This is a genomic window from Rhodococcus sp. 15-649-2-2 (assembly GCF_002258645.1).
Taxonomy (GTDB): domain Bacteria; phylum Actinomycetota; class Actinomycetes; order Mycobacteriales; family Mycobacteriaceae; genus Rhodococcoides.
This window is the reverse complement of the sequence record NZ_NPFM01000037.1, coordinates 17,485-35,988: the sequence shown is the minus strand read 5'-3', so window position 1 is coordinate 35,988 and position 18,504 is coordinate 17,485. Positions and strand designations below refer to the sequence as shown.

Below are 18,504 nucleotides of genomic sequence, written 5' to 3'. Positions count from 1 at the left end.
GCTGGAGAATCGTGGGCAAAGCCTCATAGCGCTCAAGTGAGCCGGAATTCGGCAGTGGATCGGTCAGCACCCCCTTGATCGTACGGAGGGCAGGCGACCGGGCTGAGAGTCGACTTAGAATGGGCCACCCGTGCTCGCCCGGATGACTAGGGCTGAGCTGCGACATCCAGTCTCGCCAGCGGGAAAATCATGGTCCGCGGCGACTCCGCCTACGGCAACAGCCGCGTCGTACGCGCCTGCATCAAGTTCTCGTTCGTACTGATCAAGAACCGAATCGTCCAACGAGCGATCGCCTCCATCCCTGACACCGCGTGGACGCCCGTGCGCTACCCGGGAGCGGTCCGCGACCCCGACACCGACGGCTGGATCTCCGACGCCGAGGTCGCCGAAACATCGTTCACCGCTTTCTCTTCCACCGCGTATCCTGTTTCTGCACGGTTGATCGTGCGGCGGGTCAAAGACGCCCGCTACCGCGATGCATTGTTTCCGGTGTGGCGGTATCACCCGTTTTTTACCAACAGCACCCTGCCGACGACGACCGCAGATGTCGTCCACCGTGCACACGCGGTCATCGAGACTGTGTTCTCGGATCTGATCGACGGACCGCTCGCGCACATGCCGTCAGGATCGTTTGGCGCGAGCTCTGCCTGGGTGCAGTGCGCAGCGATCGCCCACAACCTGCTGCGCGCCGCCGGAACCGTCTCCGGCGGGCGTCACGCGAAAGCTCGCGGAATAACGCTACGGCGCAAATCGTCAACATTGCCGCGCGTTTCGTGCGGCCACAACGCACACCCACACTGCACCTGCCGCGACACTGGCCGTGGCTCGATGCGTGGCTTCAATTATGGCGCAACATCATTGGCATCAGCCCACCCACACCCGCCTGATCCTCACCCGACCCGCCGACTCGGCCCGAGCAACGACAATCGTGGAAATGCTGGGTAGACCAGCGGACGAAACACGCCCAACCAGTCCCGACCCCACAATTCGGTCATCGACCACAGTGGGTCACCTCAGTCCGTGGATCGAGGGTAAGTAAATGTGATCCTTGCCACTTTCGGAAAATCATGCGACTGTATGAGGCAATCGCCGTTCCCCTGCAGACAGTGTGATGACGGGAAGTGTGCAGTGACCAGTACCGAGTTCGGACGCAGTTTGAACAAGGATTCCGGCCCCACCAACCAGCCACCTCCAGCCAGCGACGCATCCACGTTGAACGTCGCCTTGTACCCGTACACGCCCGAACCGAAATGGTTCGAGTCCACCATCAGAGCCGCGTGGCACAGCGTCCAACCGGATGTCGCTCTCAATTTCGTCTACACCTACGACTGTTACAAAGGCGATCCGCCGTCCACTGTGGACGTTTTTGCCTACGACTGCATCTTCGCTGATCACATGCGTCAGTTCTGTGTCGAGTTCGATATCGACGGCACCGCAGACTTTTACCCGTGGTCTCTCGCATCGCTGAAAACGGAATCCTCGGAGTATCAAGGAATACCGTATTTAGGGTGCATGCAAATTTTGATTCGCCGTCTCACTGACGCAGCACTGGGTGCGCCGGGGATGACTGTCGAAGAATTACACAAAATCCTCGGCGACGGGGATCCGAAAGCAGTCTGGCCCGCGCAGGGTCAAGGCATGCTGTTGGATTTTACTGGGGGAACGACCGTCGCGTGCATGTACGAGCAGGCCGTCATGGAGGAGTCGGGCCAGTTTCCGCTCACTCCCGCCCTTCCCCCCTGTCCAGGACTCGATCAGCAAGGCCTCGCCGACATGCAGGTGCTGCGAAACATCGCCGGGTACGCCCAGGCGACATATCCCGACTCGGGCTACGACCGAATCACGAAATGGAACCAGCGGATCGGTCGAGCCTTCGTAGGCTTGACCGAAATCTTCCACTTCATCGACAACGTCGACGCCTCGACCTATTCAGTCATGCCGCTGAGCTCCGAACCTATCGAAAAAGTGGGGATACCGCTTTATACCGACGCACTTTCCGTCAATGTGGCCATCGCCCAGGAAAAGCGAGCAACGGCTATCCAGCTCGTGAAGTTGATTGCATCGACCAACGTGATGCTCGAGTGCATGTCCCCAACAGGAAAGAAACCGCAATACCTGGTGCCCACCCGGCAATCGCTGATGAATCAGCTCCTGGCCCGGCAACCCAATTCGGCGGTGTACAACATCATGCGCAACATCATTTCCAACGACATGGCCCATCCATTTCGACTTGGGGCCGATTCCCGTACCTGGCTCGACTCGACCAAAGGCTGCATCAAAACTGAAATCCTCGGGCCACCCCCCGCTGGCGTTGCGGAGCATGTCGGCGAAGACAGCGCCGTGTTCAACGACCCCGCGTACGCTTCCACACCTGCAGGGCTACTTCGCCGCCCGTGACAGGAGTCCGTCGCAAAGTCGTAAGCAATGGCTGGTTGTGCCACGTTTGGTCCTCGCCGTTCGGACACGCGGCAATGGAGTATCGCTATGAGATCCATACATGCGGTCCGGTTGCCCACACCACCGCTGTCTGAGTGTCGCGGGGTTTGCGTCGAAATTCGTCGAACACCGTGCAAGCTTTTGGCTAAGGGATTACCCTGCCGAGTTTCACCCGATGCTCGACTACTACATCGAGCACTCGACGCGGGTCGGTGGCCGCATCGTAAGCCCTCCCCCGCTGCTGCATCGATCACCACAGCTGCCCAGGTAACGGCCAAGCGTGATCGGGAGCAGACACAGTCGACGCTGCAGATCGGCGACCTGGACGAACACGTTTGGCACCGTCTGCTAGCCCAATTTTGGATCATCTACGACACAGCGCAAAGGCGTGCGCGCGAAATTAGTGCTCGCGGCGGACAGCGGACCGCACATTTTGAGGTGCAGCCCCCGCAGTGATGCTGCGGATAGCTCTCTCGTTGGGTGCTGCCCGAACAATGGTGCGATCACCCGCAGCCGATGTCGGGACCACCACCACAGGGCGCGCGCTGGCACGTGGAGCCGACGACCCCGCCGGCGGATTCTGATCTTTCGAGGCCGTCACGCCGACGCCCCCTGCTGCTTCTCTATCTGGCGTCGCACTTCGTCGATCGTGCGGGAACTGCCCTCGTAGTTGCCCACCAGCCGAGGATTGGGACGCAAGGCCACCTTGCGACGCCGCGACGCCGTCGCCGGGCTCGCCGAGCCCACCGGTCGATCAGGTTTCTGCTGCTCGTTCACCGTAGCCATGATGTCCTCCTACATCCGAATGATAGCCGTCACGAGCAACACCAGCACAGATCCAGCCAACAGACCCGTCGTGATCCGCAACCGCATCAGCTTGCTCCGAAGCCGCATCTCTGTCACCTGATAAATCGACACCAGTGTCGACGCGATCTCGAACCGGCCCGTCGTCTCATCGACTGTCGAATACTCCTCCAACACCACTTCCGGATTGAGCCCCGACGCGGTATTGGGTGCAATCACGAATGCCGCCATGATTGCCGCCGCACCGGCCAGGGCAGCACCCGCAACCTCCCACACACCGATCCCCGCGGGATTGCGCAACACGATCCCCACCAGAATGCCCGCGAATCCCAGCAGCACACCCCCGCGCTGATCGATGCTCGTCACTCGGCGTTCCTGAGAATCCAGCGTCCGTTCGATGCTCGCGTGCACCATCTCGATTGCCGCCGGATTCAGCTCGACACTCACCGGGTTGAGCTCGGACGCCATCTCTTCGCCAGCAGCGGAGTCCGGTGAAGCATTTTCGCGCCCACCCCGGTCGTTCGATTCCACTGCTAGCGCCCCCTTTTCGACATCAATTTCGGCTGCGCCGAACCTCGTCGGCCACACCGCACCCATCAGCCGGCGCACCATGACACTCACCGCAATATTGTCTCAGCACACCACCGGCAACGTGTGTGAACACCTCTCACTGCGTCCTGCGTCTTCGAGCGGATCGACGGAGCAGACGACGTCTCAGGTCATCAGGATCGGACATGATGTACATCAAGTACAGCAGCGGCAGGTACATCAGTGTCGCCGGCAGCCGGCCGTTGTGTTGCGCGAAAAGTCGGTCACGGACGGGATCAGGTTTGTCGAACCCGTGTGTAGTGTTCCTGCGCAAACGCATGAACTGACTCACTGCGTCATCGAGTGACAGGGATTTGTCCGCTCCACCGGGCAGCTTCAGAATTACCTTCTCCGACCTACGGTAATTCTTGATGAAGAACCCGTCCCCCACTTCGGTCAACGCTTCCACACCAAAAGCCGCGTACGGAAGCAGGACGGACTGAACATCAGCAGGCATACGTTCTCGAACTTGCTGCAGCGCTTTCGCCGCAACCGAGGGCTTGCACAGTGCCGTGAGATCCCATGAAAGCCAGGTCGCCTCGATCAGGTCCATTGCTGACCACATCAGAACTCCGGCTGCGTAGTCGTCGTGCAGCGATAGCAGCGTCGAGGTAACTCGTTGCAGAAGATCCGCAAATTCCATCAACCGGTTCTGCTGCGCATAGGGGAGGTAGTCACCGTCAGCATCTGCGAACAGGCATGGGTTCAGGAGATGCCCGAGAACAGAGTTCATCTGAGCAACCCACCAAGCGACGGCCGCACCCCACGCCTCCGGTGCCGGCGGCTCCTGCCGCTGGGGAAGGCGACCCACTGGTGATCGGGGAAGTACCTGATGCGCTTCGTACGGAACAGGAGACCTCCCGACAATATCTGTGCCGAGAGTGAAAATCACCGCACCCGACACCCTGTTCGCTTGAAACGCCCATACCCATGGAGACCGTGCGGCCAACAACGGACCGAGATGGCTCGCGGGAATCAAGACACTGCTCAGGATCGACGATCCCGACGCGAAAATGGTCTCATCGACGTCGATCGGCCCGCGTCGTATGTCGTCGAGAAGTTCGGGGTCCTGATTCAGACGTAACACGAAACCAGGAAACCTGATCCGACGGTGCGTGGCGTTGCCATAGCGAACAACGTGGACAGCATGCCGGTCGAACGGATGCTCGTCATCGTCGTCCGAAGTTCCGGCCAACTCCCTACTCGCGTCCTGTACTGCCGCGGACAAGGCTCGATCGCTGGCGGTGATGACAGGTAGCTGGAGTCCGTACAGGAACGATCCCACCGCACCCGCGCTCATCTGTCTGATCGCGCGAAGGCGCTCCTCAACGACTCGCCCATGGTCCAGCCTGGAGACGTAAGGGTCTTGCGGGAGGTCGACGAGCTCGTCATCGACGTCCGCTTCCGAACCCGACAGGGTGCGAACGGTCATAAAATCGACACAGTCCATGCTGGCAGCCGGCTCGGTTAACGCCCACACATCGGGCGCGGACGTGTGGGCGACCTCGAACCCCAACTCTTCCAGGTAGGCCTGCACTTGCCCCCCAGCCAATTCCGGTGGCATCGTGACGTTGACAGTCAACCGTTCAGGCATTCCACCAGCCTACAAACCGGTAAGCCTGGAGTGACTCAATTTCGCACCCGAGGAGCGGGGGCGCACGGCTCTAATTTGTGACCAGGACCTGCAGTTCACCAATCCGAACTTCAGTACGCGAAGTCAGCGGCGTGGGTATGACTCCACCGACCGTCCCGTTGGGTGTCGTCGCTGTCCACGTGACGAGCCAATTCGATGTCGCGGAGACCTTGAATGTCCCACCGGGCTCGGTAGTGGACGTCTTGTGATAAACGATATTGCCGCACGTCGGACTTGGAAGCCCTTGTGCAACATCGGTATACGGCGTGAAGGGCAGTAACGCACCTGGGCACACCGACGGCACGGATCCGTCCCCCCAATTGACGACCACGGACGTATTGACCCCTGTAGCAGAAACTATGACACCCGGTCCTGCTGCAGTTCTGGTCACGGGGCCGACTGTCGATTCCCGTGGGTCAGCGACCCAGAACCAGCCGGGTAGACCAACCAGGCCGACAGCACCTGTGTTTGCGGGGTTCGGGGTGATGCCTATTCCGGGCGGATCCAACTGCATTGCCGTAACCGCTTGGCCGACAACGGTCATAACGTCGACCACCGGAGGCGTAGCCGGCACCCCAACGTCCGGAATTTGAACACACGGACCGGCCGCTTCGCAGGACCATGTTGTGCCGTCATCATTAACGACGTTCACTGCCATCGGGGCACCACTATCAGCATTTCGAACAAGCGTCATATTGGCGGCGTCAGTCGACGGAACGAACTCGAGCGGCGGTCCGGACGGCGCGGCGCTCCCACCACCTCCCCCGCCCACAGCAGCTGGCGCGGATCCAGTCGTTCCACCCCCTGACGGCACACTCGTGTACGTACCTTCGACCACAACTGTCGAACCACCCAAGCCTCCGCCGAAGGCACCGCCAGTTCCGGTGCCGATCCCCGGCTGCGCAAATACTGGGTTCGCGTTGAACACTCCAACTAGAAGCACTGATGCGATAACCCCAAGCGGCTTACGCATGACCCACCGCCCTTATGGATTCCAGTTGCCTACTTGCCAAACCGTCGATCATGGTGCGTCGCATGGGGTACCCGAAGAAGTCACTGCATCGGAAACAATGCGCCAGCCTGATGAATCTGGCCACGCCACGTTCTCCAGAGTCGGCTTGCCCAGCTCCCGCCGGACTCGGTCAGGAGGGAGCACACTCGTGCCGTCCGGACGGATCTGGTCATAGTTCGAGCTGTCGATGCAGACTCGCAATGTTGCCGACGCTTCTTCCTTAATTGGGTTCCCGTCAGCATCCTTTGGTGCCTGCAGTTCCGTCACGAATGCATCTGCGACAGTCGCAGCACCCGTGGAGACAATTCCTTGAGATCGGCGCAGGTTCACGTTTGCCTTCAACTGATCGAGGATCTTTCCACTCGCAACAGAGTCCAGCATGTTGATGTCTACAGCAGGATCGCTCTCGACCTTCGCGAGAACGGCGAAGAACTCATTCACCTTTGCTGTTGCCTGCTCGGTCGCCTGTTGTTCCGGGGACTTTTCGACGCCCTCTGGTCCCGTGAGGACCGGCTGCGTGGTGGTCGTTACGGGGGTCGCCTCAATGTCACCGCTCCCGCATGCGACGCTGATGCTTGCAGCGGCTGCTACTGCGAGGATTGCCGCGCCTGTGCGACGTCGTGTGCTGATCATCGTGGACCCCCTACGTTGTTCTGTGCGTTGTACTGCGATAACGATAATGGTGCGGCTGTTTGGACCGTAACGTGCTTACCGGACACTTCAGACACCTCGATTGACGCGACTGCTATCAACTGGCTATTGCTCCGATCCGGTAGAGGGCGTTGCCGCCATTGTGGAATTGCGCGAGGGCGCGCAAGAGTTCGTCGGTTTCGGGTTCTGGGTCGACATCGATGTCGGCGAGGTTCGCGAGCAGTTGGTCGATCAGCTCCTGGGTCTTGCTGATCTCGTCGCTCCCGTGGGTAGCGATGATCGCCAGTCTCCAGAGACCTTCTCGGAACGGTTCGACGGTGACGCCGCGGTTTGCGGTGGTGAGCGCGGCGGAAAGATCTCCGGTCTTTATTTGTCTGGTGGCGAGCTCTTCGAGGGCATCCGCGAGGGTCGAGATCATGTGCTGCTGTAGGTTTCGTGCCCACCCGTAACGGTCTGACCGTGTCCCGGCGAATGGTTGATCGTTTACCAGTTCTGCAGCCGTCCGCAATTCCGCATCGGTGGCGGCGGCCGGAGTGGTGTCGATCAGTTGTTGCCAGTAGTCCCAGTCCGATCGGACATCGGGGTGCAGTCGGTAGCCGGTGCGGCCGGTGCGGTCGCCGTGCTTCGGAAATGCCTGCTCACCGTTCTCTGTCTCTCCCAACCAATTTCGCAGTCTCGAGAGGTAGTTCTGGCGTCGTGTCGCCTTCTTTTTCGGCTGATCCTCCAGAGGGAGTTTGTCGAAATTGTCTGCAGGCCAGATCTTTTTGTCGATGGAGTCGTGTTTGATTCCCGGGTGGATGGAGAGAAGAGCGGCGATCTCGGTTAGGAGTACTTCACGGCCGTCCTTGGGTGGCTCCCCGGTCGGGGTGGTGACTGCTGGTTTCCCGAGAAGATGGAGCCAGAGATGTCCCGGGGCCGGTACGTCACCAGCGACAGGAGCGATGGGTGGGGCCTGGTCGTCGTACCTGATCGCTTCTGGGGATGTCCACTGCGCGGCGTCCGGGCTGTAGGTCGGAACGTTTGTGACGTCGGGGGCGGTCTCCGATGCGGTAGTTCCGTTCAGCAGCAGCTGGTCGGTGGGGTCGATCGTGGTGACGGAGTCGAGGAAGGTCTCAGCGCTTTCGGCGTCGGTGAGGTGTGCGTCGATTTCGGCTGCAGCCCAGGGGTCGTGCATGGACGACTCTGTGGGGATAGCTGGCTGTGTGGCGGTCGCGAGGTAGGCGGTAATGCCTTCATATTGGTCCGGCTCGAGAAATGCTGGCTGGAATGCGAAGCCGCCGTCGGTGTCTCGTTTGACAAGGCTTGCGGTGTTGCGGTCGACGATGTCGAGTGTCCACGCGGCCTGGGTGTTCTCGCTGGCGGTGCTGGCGGTGCTGGCGGCAGCGAACGCCACGCGCGGTGTGGCGGCCAGGATCTGATCGAGTGATTGCTGTTGGTCGGCCGTCAACTGACTCGCGATGAGAACTACTTCGGGGGCGGTCATTTCGCTTGTGTCGTAGATCGAACGGGCCGCTGCAATGCTGTCGATGTGTTGTTCGACGAGGGTGTCTTGGTCACGTTCGGCTTGTCGGGCGAGTCTGGCCAGCACTTCGCCTGGTTGGTCGGTGTGCTCGATTCGACCGTTGCCGAACAGTTCGGGGAGCTCCTGTCCGAAACCGATCAGCGTCAGGTGCAGATTGTCGGCGAGCGGGGATTCGACGAGTTCGAGGGCCAGGGCCTGGAGAGTGCCGCGGGCGTGCTCTGGTGAAGCTGAGACGCCGAGGTAGCCGAGTTCTTCCAGGTTGAGAAGAACTTGGGTTCGGTCGTCTGTGGAACCGAGTGTCACGAGCGTGGGGTACGGGCTGATTGTGGTGGGTGCTGGGGCGATCCGGACGTCGGCGGGGAGGGTCCAGGTGCCGGTCTCTGATCTGAGCCACTGGTCCGGCAGTACGGAGTCATCAAGGATTACTAGCTCCACCGCATCGGGACCGATGAATGCGCCGAGTAATGCCGGCAGTGCGTTGCCCTGTGTCCGAGCGTGTTCGGCGATAGTCCTCAGTGCTTCGTCGAGCCGCGTGAGGACGTTGTTGTCCGCTGCAGAATGAATCTGTTCTTCCACAACTGCTGCAGCGCCCCAGGTTTGAGGGAGGGTCTCGCCTCTGCGGCGATCGTGCTGTTGACGGTGCCGGCGCAGCCCGAAGGCCCCAGCCAGTCCGATGGCCGCTAGGGCTGAGATACCGAGCCACAATGTGCTGTTCTGATCCTCGGAGACATCGCTTGGCTGCGCAGTGGCGGCGATATATACCGGGTCTGTCGTCGATGTATTCAGTGGGATCTGGGTGGCTGGCTGAGTCGGGGCGGGAGCTGCAGCAGGACTGGGTGACGACGTCTGCGCTGGAGCAGGCATTTGAGCGGGTGCCGGCCCGGGTGCCACAACATCTGCGCCCGCGGACTCAGCAGCAGGTTCGGAAGCTGCCACCGGGGCGGGAGCCTCTGCTGGCTCAGGGGCGGCCACCGGAGCAGGCGCTGGCTCAGGAACCGCCGACGGGGCGGGGGCCTCTGCCTGCTCAGGGGCTGCTGGAGCAGGCGCTGGCTCAGGAGCCGCCGCTGTCGGAGCAGGTAGCTGTGACGAAGCGCTGTTGAGTTCGATGCCGAAAATCTTCGCAGCGGCGGCGGCAGCGGCCTGCGCTTCTGCCTGAGCCTGTTCGTCACCGCCCGGAACCATCTCCGCTTGTTCCGGAACGTCGGTGCCACCCAGGAGAGGTGCAGCGGAGGACAGTTCAGGCGCTGCTGCGGGGGCCGGTTCAGGAGCGGCAGCCGGAGCCGGTTCGGGAGCGGCAGCGACCGGGGCCGGTTCAGGAGCGACGGTCGGTTCGGGCACAGCAGCAGGTACAGGAGCGGCAGCAACCGGGGCCGGGTCGGGGGAAGCAACCGGACCCGGTTCGGGCGTGACGGTCTCGGCGGTTTGATCGTTGACGGTGAGCTGCTGGCCGACGTGGATGATTGTCGACGGTGCAGTTCCGTCGGCGTTGATGATTTCTTTGTAGCGGTGTCCGTCACCCAGATGTTGCTCGGCGATGCTCCAGAGACTGTCGCCTTCTCGAACTGTGTAGGCCCCGTCGACGGTTGTGGGTGCGGCGGCGGGGAGCTGAAGTTTCCATCCTGGTTGCAGCCATCCGTCGACGGTCAGGACGTCGGCGTTGAGTTGCTTGATCTCGGTGTATCGAAAGCCATCGCCAAGGTGGCGTTCTGCGAGTTTCCATAGGCTGTCGCCCTGCTGCACCGTGATGGTTTCCCCGTTGATGGGGCGGGCGGGGGCTTCTGCTGGATGCGGTTGGCTTTGTTGCGTTACTTGGATCGGTGCCGAGTGGGCAGGGGCGTCGAAGAGCGGTAGTGCTGTGGCGGTGAGGGGTTGGGCTGTGGCGGTGCCCGCTGTTACCAGCATGAGCGCTCCGCCTATGAGAACGGAGGCGCTTCGCTGCTGGAAGCCGAGGCCTCGGAGTTGAGGTGCTTTGATGCCGCGTAGTGCTGCGACGAGTTCGATGACGGTGCTGAAGGTGAAGGTGGCCCAGGCGAGCCAGCCGATCCAGGTCACGAATCCGAGGAAGAGTGATCCGTCGTCTTGGGTGGTCAGAGCTGTTTTGATCTGGTCGAGATCGGGCAGCGTCGTCGGTATTGGGTTGCCGCGGAATGTCCACAGTGCGAGCGGAATTCCGACGACGAGGACGAGTAGGACGATCAGGTAGAGCAAACCAGTCAAGCGCCGTCGGATGGTGGTCATGCGGGTGTCCTTTCCGATGGCTGCAGGGTGGCCGGGGTCGTGCAGCGTTGCGCCGCGAGCTGTCGAATCACGTCCTCCGTCTTCTCGTGGAGTTCTGCGACTCGTCTGCTCTGCGGTCGATTGGTCATGGTGTGCCGGGGATTCCGAGGTTGGTGCGGTTCAGGTTGACGGTGGCTGTTCCGATGATCTGCTGTGGCCCGACGCCGATCAAACCGAGGACACGGGGTTGGTAGGTCGTTGTGGTGGTGATCAGCAGTGTTGTCGGTCCGGTCTGCACGACGACGCCGGGGATTCCTGCTGCGGCAAGGTATTTGGTGGCTTTGGCTTGGGCTGTCAGCGGGTTGACGACGACGTTGGTACCGCGGACTGCGAGTGGTTCGATGATGGCTTGTCCTGCCCCGCGGGCTGCTTCTTCAGCGACTTGCTCGGCGCGCTGCTTGGCGTAAACTTTGCCGCCGCCGTCGACGACGAGACCCATCATGATCAGCAACGCCATGGCTGTGATGACGCTCCACATGGCGATGGTTCCGGCGTCGTTGTGCGCGTCTCGCCGTGTGCAGGCGGCCACCGCCCGGCGTAGTGCTTCGGTCATCAGGCGCGCTCCCGGTAGGTGTCGACGGGTGAAGTCGCGGTTGCTGTGATGGTCCGTGAGCCCATGACTTGCGGGAATCCGAGTGCGTCGAGGGAGATGACGCACGTGACGGTGGCCGAGACGGAAGCCGTGACGCCGGGGCGAGTTCTGAATCCGCCGAGGTCGGTGTTGACGTTGAGAGCGGAACAGGTGAGCCCTCGTGCTGCCAGGTCGTTTCGCGCGGCTGCTTGCGCATCGGGGGCTGCGGAGAACGCCGTTCGCGCGATGGAGGCGGTACGCGCGGCCTCGTTCGCGGCGTGGACTACTTTCTGGTGCGCTTGCGCGAGAACGCCGAAGGTGACGATCAGTGCGATCAGGAACAGTGTGGCGGGGGCGACGATGACAGTCTGCAGGGCCGATCCTCGGTCGTCGGCTCTGGCTGCGGCTGCCAGCTGGCGCAGTTTGTTCGCGGTGTTCATCTGGTTCCTGGGGCAGTGACTCGTTCAACGGGAAGCGTCTCGCTGACATTGATGTCGAGGGAGAAGAAGGGGATGAGGCGGATGGGTTGTCCGGTGATCTGGACAGTTGCTTCTCGCAAGCCTCGGTTGACGACAATGACGGGTGCTCGAAGGGTCGTCGGGCCGGCGGTGGATGCGAAGGCGTAGCCCGCCGCTGTTCCGGCCGCAGCGCTGCCGAATTGCGATCGCGCTTGTCGTAGAGCTTCTTCACCGGTCGAAATCGCTACGGTCCGTGCGTGAGCGTAGAGAGCTGCCTGGATTGCGATGAGGAAGAGCAGTAGGACGACGCCGAATACCACGACTGTTTCGAGGGCTGCGCCGCGGTCGTCTCGACGTATGCGGGTGAGCCATTCGCGTAGTGGTACATGTGTGTCGGTGAGCAACGCTGGTCCTCCCCTGTCTCGTTGGGCGAGTGGTGGGGTTACTGGATTCGGTTGAGGTAGCGCTGTGCAACCACGGTGATTCCGGCGACGATAGCGATGGCGAGGATGACGAGGCCGGCGGTGATGACGACGGTCTCCATGCTGTAGCCCTTGTCGCTTTTGCGTCCGCCGGCGCGCTCGGTCATCCGGGTATAGGAGAACAGTGCCAATGCGAACAGTGTTGCGGTGGTTGCTGCGATCCGGTTTGCGATTGTGCGCGATGCTGCCATGTGACGTTTCCCTTCGATATGTAAAAGCCCTGGTTATGACGGTTCTGGATGCCGGTCAGACTATCGCCAAGACCGGACACTTCGAGCAGGTGAAGTGCACGGATCGGTGTTTGCACAGCTCAAACTTGGTAGTTGATCGTTGAATGACAACGCATTCGGGTTGTTCGGTCTAGACGCCGCCCATGATGTTCACTCCGGCCGGCACGATCAGCATGATCATGAACAGCACGGCCAAGGTGCCGAGAGGTGCGTCCATCTTCTTCGTTTTGGCTCCTGCTTCGCCTTGTTCTTTCGAGAGCAGGGCACTGCGGAGCGCTCCGGCCCGCGCGGCAAGAGTGTCGGCCACGCTCGCTCCCTGGTCGCCGGTATAGGTCATGATGTCCGCGAGATCTCCCAACTCCGGCAGCGCCAGTTCGGCTGCAAGATTGGACAGAGCAGCCCATGGTGCCTGTCCGGCGAGGGACGCTTTCTGAAGCTCGGCATCCAGACGTAGAAACACCCAGCTATCGCCCACTGCGGCAGCGCGTTCGAGACTTTGGAATGCAGCGACGCCGCCACTTCGGTTCAACGAAACGAAGTCGATGAACGCCGCCAATGCTCGGGTGAATTCGAGTCGGGCACTAGCGGCGCGAGTCTTGACGTCGGCGTCGGGCGCGAAGAATCCCACCAGCGCCAGGACGAGGGAACCGGCTACGGGAAAAGTCAGGGGCACTGCCATGCCGAACAGCGCCAGGAGTGCGATCGAAATCGGCGCGATGATCAGACCTATTGCAGCGGAAAGGATTTTGTCTCCGATGAACTTTTGTGGAGTTTCTCGGAGGATCGCCAGGTCCGCGGTCGGGATCCTGAACCACGCCTGCGATCGCAGCCGCGGGTAGAAGCGGGCACCGACCTTGTAGGACAGGGCATCCGAACCGGTGAGGTCGTCACCGCCGCGGGTGTCGACGGTGTACGGGTCCGGGGCTGCACCGGACAGTCGTTCCATGGCATCGCCGAGTGCTGGGTCGGCCGGCAGTATGCGGAGAACGAGGAGGATCAAGCCGAGAGCGGCGAGAGCGGCAAGGGCGATCGCCCAGAGCTCGAAGTTGTTCATACTGCGCTCCTCTCACGTGCGGTGTTTGCTGCGTCGCGGTCCTTGGTGCCGATGAACCTGGGGTATTTCACTGGCAAGGTGTATCGCTTCATCCACCCGAGCACCAGGCCGAAACCGATGAATTCGAGGAACAGAACGGGCTGGAGGAGGGGCTGTTTGTACGGGTCCATGTAGTTGGTGAACAGGAACAACCCAACGATGACAACGACGGTGATGACGGTGACCCCGCGAGCGGTCGTGCGGGGCCCTTGCCGTTCCGCTTCGGCCGTTCTGCGGTTGCGCACGTTCTCTGCCACCGATTCTGAAAGTCGCTTCAAGGCTGCGGTGAGTCCGGAGCCGCGCAGGCGAGCTGCCTGCCGCAGTGCACCGACCACGTAGTCGCCGGTGGAATCGTCGAGATCGTCTGCGAACCGAAGCAACGCTTCGTCGATCGACACATTGCCACGCAGGCGCGTGATGAGGCTCGTAATTTCCGGACGCAATGCTTGAGGCATTCCCCTGTGCGTTGCGATGATGGCCTGTTCGAGGCCGGATCCTGCTGCGAGCACTCCAGTCAGGTTGCGCACCCATTCTTCGAGGGCATTGAGGCGTTCGATGTCGTCGGCGGCGGCTGACGATCCGAGTAGGTAGGGGACGCCTACTGCTGCGATCGGAATGATGGGGAAGAGTACGAACCATCCACTGAGGAGCCATGCAGCAAGGCCGACGGCAGTTCCGATGGCGAGGAGTAATTTTGTCCGCCGGGCAATCCGCGCACGTGAGGTGCGGTGGCGTGTCGGCGCAGTCGGGTCGCGGCGATCGCGAATTCCGTTGGCAAAAAACCACATCCCGGCGGCAAAGACAAGGACGATACCGACGGCCGTGAACGTGTACATCAGAGCCCACCACCTGTGATCGTGTTGATGGGGATTTGGTTCGGACTGAAACCGCCTGCGTAGAGCTTGCGGAGCAAAGCTGGGGGCAAAGTTCCGTATTCGCCGGTCCCGCCCGGCTTTCCTTCGTAAATTTTGGTTACTGCGGGCATGGCGTTTTCGCCGGCCTCGATATGGATGACCTCGCTGACGAATCGGACCTGACGCCTCTCGCCGGTGTCGGTAAATTCGTAGTCCGTCTGCAGCTGAATGATCAGATTGATGTGGTGTGCCACTTGGCGGTAGGCGTACTCGACCGGCACTCCTGCTTCGAGGGCGCAGGTGACGAGGCGGTCGATCGCGCCGGCGGCATGCTCGGCGTGCGTGGTACTCAGGGAGCCTTTGGCCATCTGCATTGCTTTGAACATGTCGATGATCTCGCCGCCGGCTACCTCTCCGACGATGACACGGTCGAGCTGCATTCGCACGAACTGGTAAAGGATGTCGGACAGCGTCGTCGCGCCGCGTAGCGCTCCGGTCAGCTCGTTTCGTTCGCCGCCGCCGGTGATTGCCTCGGCTGCAACAACATACGGTCTGCGACCGTCGAGTTTGTCGAGGAACAGTTCGTACTCTGTCTCTGCTGTGCCGATCCGTGTTTGCAGGGGAAGGCAGTTGGCGAGCGCACGAAGGTTGGTTGTTTTACCTGATCCCATGGGCCCGGAGATCACGATGGAGGCACCACCGATGACTGCGGCGCTGAGGATCTCGGACAACAGTTGGGGCATAACACCCATTTCGACCATCTTGTCGATGGTCACATCCTTGTGGCGGTGCATGCGGATGGCGATACTGGGATGGCGGACCGAGTAGCCCATCGCGGACAAGCGGATGTCGCCGGGCAGATTGAGGCGGAGGTTGGGGTTGACCTGCGAGAACGGTCGTCCACCACCGGGTGCGCGCTGCGCGAGGTTGGTGAGCCAGTCGTAGAGCTCTTCGTCGCTGTCCGCGATCGGCGGTCGTGCCTGCAGACTCCCGTCGGGGTACATCACAATGACGCTGTCGCCGTTGATGAGGATGTTCTCGACGTTCGGGTCGTCGACGAGCGGCTGAAGTGGGCCGAGTCCGAACAGCGTGTCGAAGACCGCTTTGACCAGCGTCTGTTCCTCTTGGACGCTCAGCTGTTCGTGACCGGTGTCGATCGCGGACTGCACTTCTTTGCTGACGAGATCTATGACGATCTGCCTGCCCGACTCACGCTCCTCGTCCGGGGTCATGGCAGTGACGCCCAGCTCAGGGTTGAGGGCCTGATCTGCTCGTTGGGTCTTACGGAGAGAGAGGATTTCGGATGCTTCTTTGGTCAGTTGCTTGACCAATTGGTGGTTGGTCCTCGCGACGTCCGACCGCTCAGCTGGAAATGGTGATGGCGATGTGAACGGGACCGTCTCGAGTCGCTCGGGTTCCGGGTGGGAGTGGCGACCGTCCTTGCCGGCTGCGGCGAGCAGACCTGCAGATGAGGAGCCGTATTGCCCGCTCCTGTAACGAGTTATCTCGTTGTCGCCATCGTCGAGGATGATCGGATCGGCGGCAAACATCGGTAGGTCGGGTAGGGCTGGTCGCTCGTCGTAGTCGAAGTCGGGGGCGTTGTTGGTCATGCGGGTGTTCTCCCTTTGGCCTTGTCGGCTCGTTACGCGGGCTGTGAGCTGTATGGCGAGTTGGCGATCCATACGGGCTGGTGCGTTTCGTGGAAGCGCTCGATCTTTTGCCAGGTTCCGTCGATTGCGCGTAGATAGCTTGATCGACGTCGCCGCCAATTACTGAGCGAGGCACCTTCGGAAAAAACTTGCGCGTGTACCGGTGATTCGGGAAGGACTGCGATGACGTCGAGGCCGGTCGCCGCGGCGGTCTCGGCTGCGCTGTAGGGCTCGGTACCCCTGACAATGAGGCCGATGCTGGCCGGCGACTTCGTATTCTCCAGATGCTGCTGTAGTGGGCCCAAGCCAGCACGAACCGCTGCCACTGCGGTCCTGGTCGGTCTGAGCATTATGGCGATAACGTCACTGTGACGGATCAGGTCTTGATGTCCGGACCGTAGATTGAGGCGACCGGCGTCGACGAGCAGGTCACCGCCGCCCTGTTTCGACAACAACGCCAGATGTGCCCCCAACGGGCCCCACGTCGACTTCATCGATTCCGTTTGAGCTGCATTGACCAGGCCGGGGACGAACCATCCTTGCGCCTTGGTCGGCTCCTCTGGATCGAACGGCCCGATTCTAACTATTTGGTGCTGGAAGGCTGGGCCTATTCGGCCGTGCCTGTTCGGCTCGACCAGTTGGATGATCGATCGGTCGTGCCGGCGGCGCGCGTGAAAGTACCCGGCCAGCGTCGGGGACGATCCGATCGGATCGGCCTCGATGTACAGCAGCTTGCGGGAGTCTGCGGTGAGAGCGATGCCCAGGCCGGTCGTCGAGACGCCTGGCGAGCCGGAGATCGAGGTCAGGGTGACGAGCATGGCTCAGCGCTCCCGGGAGTCGAGGACGATGGCGACGCGGTTGGTGGCGGCTCGGGCGGCGATCCAGCTGGCCTCGTCTTTCTTGACCAGAACGTCCACTGTCGTCTGTCCGGTCTCGGGGATGTCCTTCACGGCAACGACCTGTGCGTTCGCGGTGACCGGACCCTGCACCGGGGAATCGTCTTGATCTCGGGGAGTGTCGACGATCCGGACGTTGTCGCCTGCGAGCAGTGGCTCTGCGGGAAGTTTGCCGATTGCGACGGTGATGCCGACCAAAGTGTTGTCCCCGCTGGGGATTACGGCGTTGGTGAACGACGATGGGTTCAGTGCCGATCCGCTCAGGAGCGGAACTGCTGCGCTCTGGCCCACGACCGATGCTTTGTCTGTGGCAGGAACGGTCGCGATGGTCGCATCGCTGTTGACCTCTGCGGTTTTGAGGTCGTCGGTGGTGATCGTCTCCCCCTGTGGCACGTCGCGGGCGAGCACCAGAATTGTCGTGGTGGCGCGCATGGCGTTCACCAAAAAGACCGCTCCTACGATTGCGACGGTCATCAAGGCGACTCCCGCGATCCAGTACGACCGTCGACGGCGCACTTTGGTGGTGGATACGACTTCGGTGAAGTCATGGCCCGGCTTAGGAGATGCCTCTCTTGCGCTGCGCGGCTCCCCCACTGTGGCGGTCGATGTCTTTTCTTTGAGATTGCCGAACATGGGCATAGCTCAGTCACTTTCCGTTTGTGTCGTGGCGTCGAGGCCGAGATGTGCTTTGAGGGCAGTTCCGATGAGGTGGCTGCGGGAACGGGCCTTGAACTGGTCTTTCAGTTGATCGATGATCACCCAGTCATCGGCGTACAACCCGACCGTGACTCCCTTCTTCTCCGCCTTACCCTCAGACGGCTTCCCACCTACTCCCCTGGCGCGGAACAGACCTCCGCCGACCTTGCCTCCCGGAAACAGAAGGCTTTCGAGATCGCTGTGGACATCCTCGATAGCAGTGATGACCACCTCGCCGTGGGTTCTCCCTGTCCGTTTGCTCTCCTTCGCCAGACCGTGTGCAACCCCGACAGCAAGATGAACCGTCGACGGCACAATCGTGTCGTCGTGCCCCAATTCAGCTGCACCAGAGGATGTCTCCTCCTCGTTTGAACTCAACTGCACCACCTCCGCTGACATAGCACTTATCGATCCGGCCGGCGGCGGTGGCATGAAGGCTGCCCCGAGCGACTGTCGCGCAGGCGGAGATGTCGGCACGTTCGCACTCTCAGCGCTGTCGGTCCTCACTCACGATCCTTCCGATGTCCCCGTGTACCTGAGTCGCAGGCTTGAGTGCGACGTACGAGATATACCGGGTCTCCCGGACACCGCGAACAGCGTCGATCCGAACCGAACCCTGCAAAACGAACCCCGTGTTCGTCCCGCAAGAGGA

16 protein-coding genes and 1 pseudogene are annotated in these 18,504 nt (G+C 61.4%); 2 read left to right on the top strand and 15 right to left on the bottom strand.

From position 1 onward, the window contains the following. Positions 1-180 precede the first annotated feature (180 nt). Together CH305_RS27085 and bcmE are read left to right on the top strand one after the other, a co-directional pair. Positions 181-887: pseudogene (locus CH305_RS27085) on the top strand (transposase); the annotation flags it as partial. 241 nt (positions 888-1,128) lie between these two features. Beyond that, entirely contained in the window at positions 1,129-2,397 is a 1,269-nt protein-coding gene (gene bcmE / locus CH305_RS27080) for a thiamine pyridinylase (protein ID WP_032364993.1), read from the top strand. Positions 2,398-3,033: 636 nt separating this feature from the next. On the opposite strand, the gene CH305_RS27075 is transcribed toward bcmE, so the two are convergent. From CH305_RS27075 to CH305_RS27005, 15 genes are all read right to left on the bottom strand, one after another. Then, complete coding sequence (locus CH305_RS27075; RefSeq protein WP_015586087.1) at positions 3,034-3,222, bottom strand: hypothetical protein; 189 nt, start codon at positions 3,220-3,222, stop codon at positions 3,034-3,036. Positions 3,223-3,231: 9 nt separating this feature from the next. Beyond that, positions 3,232-3,861 (bottom strand): hypothetical protein, encoded by a 630-nt coding sequence (locus CH305_RS27070; RefSeq protein ID WP_139278539.1) that lies wholly within the window; start codon positions 3,859-3,861, stop codon positions 3,232-3,234. 46 nt (positions 3,862-3,907) lie between these two features. Then, positions 3,908-5,422: a hypothetical protein gene (locus CH305_RS27065; protein ID WP_015586085.1), complete on the bottom strand. Its 1,515-nt coding sequence runs from the start codon at positions 5,420-5,422 to the stop codon at positions 3,908-3,910. A 1,060-nt stretch (positions 5,423-6,482) separates the two neighbouring features. After that, positions 6,483-7,106 carry a hypothetical protein gene (locus tag CH305_RS27060; RefSeq protein WP_015586083.1) on the bottom strand — a complete coding sequence of 208 codons (624 nt, stop codon included), beginning with the start codon at positions 7,104-7,106 and terminating at the stop codon, positions 6,483-6,485. A gap of 115 nt (positions 7,107-7,221) precedes the next feature. Next, entirely contained in the window at positions 7,222-10,884 is a 3,663-nt protein-coding gene (locus CH305_RS29715) for a LysM peptidoglycan-binding domain-containing protein (protein WP_015586082.1), read from the bottom strand. Positions 10,885-11,008: 124 nt separating this feature from the next. Next, positions 11,009-11,476, bottom strand: coding sequence for a pilus assembly protein TadG-related protein (locus CH305_RS27050; protein ID WP_015586080.1), 468 nt, complete (start codon positions 11,474-11,476; stop codon positions 11,009-11,011). Continuing rightward, positions 11,476-11,934 (bottom strand): TadE family protein, encoded by a 459-nt coding sequence (locus tag CH305_RS27045; RefSeq protein ID WP_015586079.1) that lies wholly within the window; start codon positions 11,932-11,934, stop codon positions 11,476-11,478. Before CH305_RS27045 ends, CH305_RS27050 begins: the two co-directional genes overlap by 1 nt. Further along, a complete protein-coding gene (locus CH305_RS27040; RefSeq protein ID WP_015586078.1) occupies positions 11,931-12,356 on the bottom strand; it encodes a type II secretion system protein in 426 nt (141 codons plus the stop codon). The genes CH305_RS27045 and CH305_RS27040 overlap by 4 nt, the downstream gene beginning before the upstream one ends. A 38-nt stretch (positions 12,357-12,394) precedes the next feature. After that, complete coding sequence (locus CH305_RS27035; RefSeq protein ID WP_015586077.1) at positions 12,395-12,625, bottom strand: hypothetical protein; 231 nt, start codon at positions 12,623-12,625, stop codon at positions 12,395-12,397. A gap of 169 nt (positions 12,626-12,794) precedes the next feature. Further along, positions 12,795-13,718, bottom strand: coding sequence for a type II secretion system F family protein (locus CH305_RS27030; RefSeq protein WP_032364991.1), 924 nt, complete (start codon positions 13,716-13,718; stop codon positions 12,795-12,797). Continuing rightward, complete coding sequence (locus CH305_RS27025) at positions 13,715-14,593, bottom strand: type II secretion system F family protein (protein WP_052047795.1); 879 nt, start codon at positions 14,591-14,593, stop codon at positions 13,715-13,717. Before CH305_RS27025 ends, CH305_RS27030 begins: the two co-directional genes overlap by 4 nt. Then, positions 14,593-16,221: a CpaF family protein gene (locus CH305_RS27020; RefSeq protein ID WP_015586074.1), complete on the bottom strand. Its 1,629-nt coding sequence runs from the start codon at positions 16,219-16,221 to the stop codon at positions 14,593-14,595. The genes CH305_RS27025 and CH305_RS27020 overlap by 1 nt, the downstream gene beginning before the upstream one ends. 32 nt (positions 16,222-16,253) lie before the next feature. Next, positions 16,254-17,078 carry a hypothetical protein gene (locus CH305_RS27015; protein ID WP_015586073.1) on the bottom strand — a complete coding sequence of 275 codons (825 nt, stop codon included), beginning with the start codon at positions 17,076-17,078 and terminating at the stop codon, positions 16,254-16,256. A 3-nt stretch (positions 17,079-17,081) separates the two neighbouring features. Continuing rightward, positions 17,082-17,789: an SAF domain-containing protein gene (locus CH305_RS27010; RefSeq protein WP_015586072.1), complete on the bottom strand. Its 708-nt coding sequence runs from the start codon at positions 17,787-17,789 to the stop codon at positions 17,082-17,084. A 9-nt stretch (positions 17,790-17,798) separates the two neighbouring features. Next, entirely contained in the window at positions 17,799-18,359 is a 561-nt protein-coding gene (locus CH305_RS27005; protein ID WP_139278540.1) for a hypothetical protein, read from the bottom strand. Positions 18,360-18,504: the final 145 nt, after the last annotated feature.